Source organism: Streptomyces sp. NRRL WC-3549 (assembly GCF_000721935.1).
Classification (GTDB): domain Bacteria; phylum Actinomycetota; class Actinomycetes; order Streptomycetales; family Streptomycetaceae; genus Streptomyces.
In genome coordinates, this window is sequence record NZ_KL585409.1 from 29221 (window position 1) to 31917 (window position 2697).

The 2697-nt window shown below is 72.5% G+C and carries 1 pseudogene; it reads right to left on the minus strand.

Features of this window, described 5'->3' with window-relative positions:
- Window positions 1-2697: pseudogene (locus IH13_RS46125) on the minus strand (beta-ketoacyl synthase N-terminal-like domain-containing protein); the annotation flags it as partial.

Here is a 2697-nt window from a genome sequence, read left to right on the forward strand (position 1 = left end):
GTCAGCCGGCCGAGGCGGGCGTGCAGGCGGCGGGCCTGCTCGGTGAGCCGGCTCTCGCTCCTGGCGGAGAGAACCAGCAGCGCGGGACGCGCGTCGGCCGGGAGCTCGGCCGGTCGGGCGGGCGGCGGCTGATACTCGGCGATGACCAGATGGGCGTTGGAGCCGCCGCCGCCGAAGCTGGATACTCCGGCGACGCGTGGCTGGGTGCGGCCCTCCAGCACGGGCCGGTGCCAGGGCTCCAGGACCTGCTGGACGCGCAGCGGGGTGCGGTCGAAGTCGATATGCGGGTTGAGCCTCGCGGAGTGCAGGCTCGGCACGAGCTCGCCGTGCCGCATCTGGAGCAGCACCTTGGTGAGGGCGGCGATGCCGGCCGCGGACTCCAGGTGCCCGATGTTGGACTTCACGGAGCCGATGGCGAGGTGCTCCGGTGCGCCGCCCGCACGGCGGAAGGCCTGTTCCAGGCCGCTGACCTCGATCGGATCGCCGAGCGACGTACCGGTGCCGTGCGCTTCGAGGTAGCTCAGCGAGCGTGGCTCGACACCGGCGGCGGCGAGCGCGTCCGCGATGACCTCGCCCTGCGCCACCGGGGTCGGCACCGAGTAGCCGCTGGTGCGCCCGCCGTGGTTCACCGCGGTGCCCTTGATCACAGCGTGGATCTGGTCGCCGTCGGCGACGGCCCGCTCCAAGGGCTTGAGGAGGACGGCACCGACCCCCTCCCCGGGGACGTAGCCGTCACCGCCCTCACCGAAGCTGCGGCACCGGCCGTCACCGGCCAGGAACTTGCGCTGTCCCAGCACCAGGTGCTTGTTGGGATGCGGGGTGAGGTTGACGCCGCCGGCGAGCGCGGTGTCGCACTGGCCGCCGCGGATGGCCTCGCAGGCCAGGTGGATGGCGGTCAGGGAGGAGGAGCACATGGTGTCCACGGCCAGGCTCGGCCCGTGGAAGTCGTAGAAGTACGACACCCGGTTGGCGACCGTGGAAGCGCTGCCCCACAGAGCCGCGGACTGCCCGCGTTCCTGCGCCTGGGCGCCCAGGAGCTGGTACTCCTGGTACATCACCCCGACGAACACCCCGACCTTCGCGCCGCGCGAGAGCCTGTCCGCGGTGTATCCGGCGTCCTCCAGTGTGTGGTGAGCACACTGCAGGAAGAGCCGCTCCTGCGGATCGAGGTGGTCGGCCTCCAGCAGTGAGATCTGGAAGAACAACGGATCGAACCGGTCGATGTCGTCCAGGAAACCGCCCCAGCCGCCCGCCCCGGACCCGGCGTACCGGCCACGGTCCCAGCGACCGGCCGGTACCTCCCGTACACAGTCCCGGCCCGCACGCATGTTCTGCCAGAACTCGTCCAGATCTGTCTCTTATACACATCGTGTATAAGAGACAGGGAGGAGGCATCCCGCGAATCCCGCAAGCGACGCGTGGACAGACCGGTCAACTCCGCGCACACCCGACCCCGTTCATCGAGAACGGTGACGTCCAACCGGGCGGATGTCCCGTCGGCTCCGCCGCCGGGCTGATGACGGATCCAGGCGTACGCCCGGGCGGGCGAGGCGGCGAGGGCATCGGCCCGGGTGAGGGCGAATGGCAGAGCGAGCGCCGCCGAACCGCCGTCGCCCAGCCACAGACCGATGGTGGCCTGGAGGGCGCCGTCGAGGACGCTCGGGTGCAGCAGACCACCGGGCAGCGGCTCGGCCGTCTCCGGCAGGCGCAGCTCGGCCAGGACCTGGCGGCGGCCCTCCGCGTCCCTTCCGGTGCGCAGCTCGGTCAGGGATCGCTGCGAAGGGCCGTACTCCAGGTCGAGGCCGCCGTAAAGCCCGTAGACGTGCTCGCCGCTGTACGTCGCCTCTGTGCACGTTGCCCGCAGGTCGTCGAGGGACAGGCTGCGCCCGGTGGCGTCCTCGACCAGGCTCGCGCGGCCCTGACCGCTCAGGGTGGTGGCACCGTCGGCTCCGACGGCGAGGATCTCGTACGCGCAGCCCTCGCCGTCGGTACGCACGCGCACACGCAGCGTCAGCCCGTCGGGGCCGGAGACGGCGCCCCGGAGCCACACCACGTCGGTCAGCCGGAGGGCGGCGGTGTCCTCCCGGCCCAGCGTCCGGGCGACCGCCACGCGCGCCATCTCCAGATGAGCGACTCCCGGCAGCACCCGGCCGCCGCGGACCCGATGGTCGCGCAGATACGGTTCCGATCCGTCGAAGCGGGTCTCGTACGTCACCTCGTCCGCCGGGCCCCCGGGCACGGTCCGCTGGAGCAGCGGGTGGATCCGCGGGGCGGGGGCGCTCGGCGTGTCGACGCGGGCGGCGTGCGTGTTCCGCACGCCATGGGCGTCGACCAGGTGGCGGGCCATGGCTCGCAGCGTGCGGTGCTCGCCGAAGACACCCGGCAGCAGCACCGTTCCGTACCGCTCGTTCACCCGCTCGGCGAGCCGCGCGCACCCGCCGAGGTCGAGCCCGAACTCGCCGAGTTCAGCGTCGGGGTGCAGGTCGCAGGGGCGTACGCCCAGAAGGACCGCCACCTCTTCGGTGAGGGCGGTGCGTACGGCCGTTAGGGAGTCGGAGGCGTCCGGGGCCGGCGGAGCGGGGGCCCTTTCAACCGGAGCCTCGTCGTCCGGAACCTGCACGGGGACGAACGGTTCGGCGGCAACGGCGACGGTGGACGCGACGCGAACCGTCGCGGCGGGGACGGGCACGACCGGTG